This window comes from Pseudovibrio sp. POLY-S9, from assembly GCF_001431305.1.
Classification (GTDB): Bacteria; Pseudomonadota; Alphaproteobacteria; order Rhizobiales; family Stappiaceae; genus Pseudovibrio.
Genome location: NZ_LCWX01000200.1, coordinates 37,482 through 41,439 on the forward strand (window position 1 = coordinate 37,482; position 3,958 = coordinate 41,439).

Genomic DNA, 3,958 nt, shown 5'->3' on the forward strand with positions numbered 1-3,958 from the left:
AGGGCGATTGTGCCTTGTCCTGCGATGACTTCCAGATCATCAAAAGGATGCACCCAGATATAGCCGTGTTTTTTAGAAAGGCGGTCGGCTTCATTCTTGGCATCGTCGACGGTTTCACCAGCGAGAACGACTTTAGCGCCAAAGGCTTTGGTTGCCTCCACCTTCACGTAAGGCGTGCCGTTGGGCATGACGATGAGTGCTGGGATGCCAAGACGCTGTGCGTGAAGAGCGACAGCTTGTGCGTGATTGCCAGCGGACATGGCGATCACACCGCGGCTTTTCTCTTCATCTGTCAGGTGAAGCAGCTTGTTTAGGGCGCCGCGCTCTTTGAAGGCATTGGTGGCCTGCATATTTTCGTATTTGACGAAAACAGTGGCGCCAGTGATGGCATCCAGTTGAGCAGCTGGCAGGAGCGGTGTTGATATCACCGCGCCCTTGATGTTGTTTGCAGCCTCTTCAATCTTTGAAAGGGTGAGAAGAGGTGAGGCCACCTTTGGCATGTTTTGTTCTCGCAGGTGTCTTGTTTTACGGGCTTTATTTGCCGTTTAGCTTTTTCGCAAGTTCAGGTGCAAAGTAGGTTAAGACACCATCTGCGCCAGCGCGTTTAAACGCCATCAGGCTTTCCAGCATGGCTTTGTCTTTGTCCATCCAGCCGTTTTGCGCTGCTGCGCAGATCATGGCGTATTCGCCGGAGACCTGATAGGCGTAGGTTGGTGCAAGGAAGGCGTCTTTGATGCGGCGGAGAATATCAAGGTAAGGCATTCCCGGCTTCACCATGATCATGTCTGCACCTTCATCCAGGTCCAGCTCAGCTTCTTTCAGCGCTTCGTCCGTGTTGGCCGGGTCCATCTGATAGGTGCGTTTGTCGCCCTTCAGGTTTGAGTTGGAGCCAACAGCGTCGCGGAACGGGCCATAAAATGCGGAGGCATACTTTGCGGAGTAGGCCATGATCTGCAGGTTTTCAAAGTTATTATTGTCCAGCGCATAGCGGATTGCACCGATACGGCCATCCATCATGTCAGAAGGTGCAATGATATCAGAGCCAGCTTCTGCCTGAATAAGAGCCTGACGGCACAGCTGATCTACGGTCTCATCATTGATGATCTTGTCACCTGCCATCAGGCCATCGTGGCCGTGAGAGGTGTAAGGGTCCAGCGCAACGTCTGTCATCAGGCCAACAGGGAAACCTTCTGCTTTGATGGCTTGCAGCGCGCGGCAGGTCAGGTTGCTGTCGTTCAGCGCTTCGGTGCCCATTTCATCGCGCAAATCAGGGTCAGTGTTTGGAAACAGTGCCATAACCGGAATGCCAAGTTCTGCAGCCTGCTCAGCGGCGCGCACTGCCATATCGACAGAATAGCGCTCAACGCCTGGCATGGACGTGACTGGTTCGGTTTTCTTCTCGCCATCAATCAGGAAGATTGGCCAGATCAGGTCGTCCGTGGTGATTGTGTTTTCGCGGATCAAACGACGGGACCAATCGCTGTGACGATTGCGACGCATTCGGCGGCCGTTCAAAATCTGGTTCATGTCTACGGAAGAATGCGATTCATTGGCAAACGGCATGGTAACTCACCTGAATGACTTGTTGTGTGGCGTCTTTAGCTCTGAGAGCGTCGGTTTATTCAAAACTACTAGGGCATTTGATGTCAGATAGCACGGGGAGTTTGCTTGATGAAACTCAAATTCTTTTTGTGTTCCAGAGGTTCTTTAGAATCGCGGGAAGGTTTTCGCTTTCAGAGCAATTAAACGGTGGACGACAGACTTATCCTCTCAGCTGATCGGAGGCATGAGGGGAACAAGCGGGGAATCACTCGTAGATTATAGCTTTGCGCGATTTGTTGCGTTGGTTTGAAAGCTTTGCGTTTTTGGAACGTTGCTGTGTACGGGCCGCTGTTTTGACTGAGCAATTGGTCTTATCTTGGTCTTTCCGAGAATTGACGCAGTTTTGGTGTGGGTCTACCGATTGACGCAATTACATTAATATTGTGGCTGGTGGTTGTGGGAGGCTGCTTGCCGGGAGGACGGATTCCATGGAATTTGAACTGAACGAAGATCAACGCGCCTTTGTGGATATGGCAGCCGGATTTGCGCAGGAGGAGATGGCGCCTTTTGCAGCAGAGTGGGATGCGAAATCTCATTTTCCACTGGATGTGCTTCGCAAGGCAGCGGCGCTGGGTCTGGGCGGGCTGTATGTGCGTGAAGATGTGGGCGGCTCGCAGCTGGGACGTCTTGATGGGGCGTTGATCTTTGAAGAGCTCTCCAAGGGATGTGTTTCTACCTCTGCGTTTTTGTCTATCCATAATATGGCTGCTGGTATGGTGGACCGGTTTGGGTCTGATGAGGTTCGGCAGAAGTTTCTCCCCGGTCTTTGCAGTATGGAGAAGGTGGCGAGTTATTGTCTGACCGAGCCGGGGGCTGGATCAGATGCAGCGTCGCTACGCACGAAGGCGGTGCGGGATGGTGATCATTATGTGATCAACGGCTCTAAATCCTTTATCTCTGGCGGTGGTGTCTCTGATGTTTACGTGTGTATGGTTCGCACGGGTGAAGATGGGCCGAAGGGGATATCCTGTATCGTGGTTGAAAAGGATGCGCCGGGTCTATCCTTTGGGGCCAACGAGCATAAGCTTGGATGGTGCAGCCAGCCGACGGCGCAGGTGATCTTTGAAGATTGCCGTGTTCCGGTTGAGAACCTAGTTGGCGCAGAGGGGCAAGGCTTTTCGATTGCCATGGCCGGGCTTGATGGTGGGCGTCTAAATATTGGGGCCTGTTCGCTTGGCGGGGCGCAGTTCTGTCTGGACCGGGCTTTGCAGTATATGGATGAGCGCAAGCAGTTCGGGCGCTCGCTGGCGCAGTTTCAGGCGCTGCAGTTCAAAATTGCGGATATGGCGACGGAACTGGAAGCGGCGCGTTTGTTGCTGCATAAGGCGGCGTTTCTGCTGGACCGGAAAGATCCTCAGGCGACCAAGATGGCGGCGATGGCCAAGCGGCTTGCGACGGATACGGGCTTCAAGGTGGTCAATGAAGCGCTGCAGATCCATGGTGGTTACGGGTATCTGAAGGATTATCCGCTGGAGCGTCATTTGCGCGACTTGCGGGTGCACCAGATACTGGAAGGAACCAACGAGATTATGCGCGTCATCGTGGCGCGTGAACTGATGAAAGCTTGAGTTGCCGAAGCAGTTCTTCCTAGGATGGTTGGAGTGAACTGCTTTGGCTTTTATGTTGCGTTTCTTTATCCGAAAACCGGTAGGCACTTTTCAGAGATACGCTGAGCAAATTTAGCAAAATGAATAGGTACGCTGTGCAACAGGAATATGCGGGGGAAGTCTTGTCCGAAACTACTGATGTTCTTTTTGAAGAGAAGGGCCATGCTGGTCTTATCATTCTCAATCGCCCCAAGGCGCTGAATGCGCTGACACATGAGATGTGTGTTGCGATGCACCGGCAGCTGGAGCGCTGGCTGATTGATGATGCGGTTCATCATGTTCTCATTAAGAGCAACAGTGAAAAGGCCTTTTGCGCGGGCGGAGATATTCGTCAGGTTGCCGAAAACGGGCCTGAGAAAATTGATGTGAGCCTGCCGTTCTTTGCGGATGAGTATCGCCTCAACACTTACATGGAAAGCTACGCTAAGCCTTTGATTGCGCTGCTTGATGGTATTGTGATGGGTGGCGGTGTCGGCATCTCGGTTCATGGTGCGTATCGTGTGGGCAGTGAGAAGACGATGTTTGCCATGCCTGAGACGGCGATTGGTTTCTTTCCGGATGTGGGCGGCAGTCACTTCCTGCCGAAGATGCCTCAGAACACGGGCATGTACTGCGCGATGACCGGGGAGCGGTTGAGGCAAGCGGATTGCTACTGGACCGGCATTTTGACCCATGCGGTGAAGTCTGAGGATATGGCTGCGTTGGCAGAGGCGCTGTGTGAGGCTCAGGACGTAGAGCCTGTGCTGGCG

4 protein-coding genes are annotated in these 3,958 nt (G+C 53.1%); 2 read left to right on the forward strand and 2 right to left on the reverse strand.

Annotation, left to right across the window (positions count from 1 at the left end; all coding sequences use genetic code 11):
- A partial coding sequence (locus PPL9_RS19710) for a pyridoxal-phosphate dependent enzyme (RefSeq protein WP_152986777.1) occupies window positions 1–500 on the reverse strand: 500 nt, incomplete at its 3' end.
- A 34-nt stretch (window positions 501–534) separates the two neighbouring features.
- The gene (gene hemB, locus PPL9_RS19715) at window positions 535–1,563 is read right to left on the reverse strand and encodes a porphobilinogen synthase (RefSeq protein ID WP_057464288.1); all 1,029 of its coding nucleotides are present in this window, start codon (window positions 1,561–1,563) and stop codon (window positions 535–537) included.
- A gap of 467 nt (window positions 1,564–2,030) precedes the next feature.
- Between hemB and PPL9_RS19720 the strand changes: the two genes are divergently transcribed.
- Both PPL9_RS19720 and PPL9_RS33510 read left to right on the forward strand, forming a co-directional pair.
- The gene (locus PPL9_RS19720; protein ID WP_057464289.1) at window positions 2,031–3,170 is read left to right on the forward strand and encodes an isobutyryl-CoA dehydrogenase; all 1,140 of its coding nucleotides are present in this window, start codon (window positions 2,031–2,033) and stop codon (window positions 3,168–3,170) included.
- Window positions 3,171–3,331: 161 nt separating this feature from the next.
- The coding region (locus PPL9_RS33510; RefSeq protein WP_208989500.1) for an enoyl-CoA hydratase/isomerase family protein at window positions 3,332–3,958 on the forward strand (627 nt) is incomplete at its 3' end.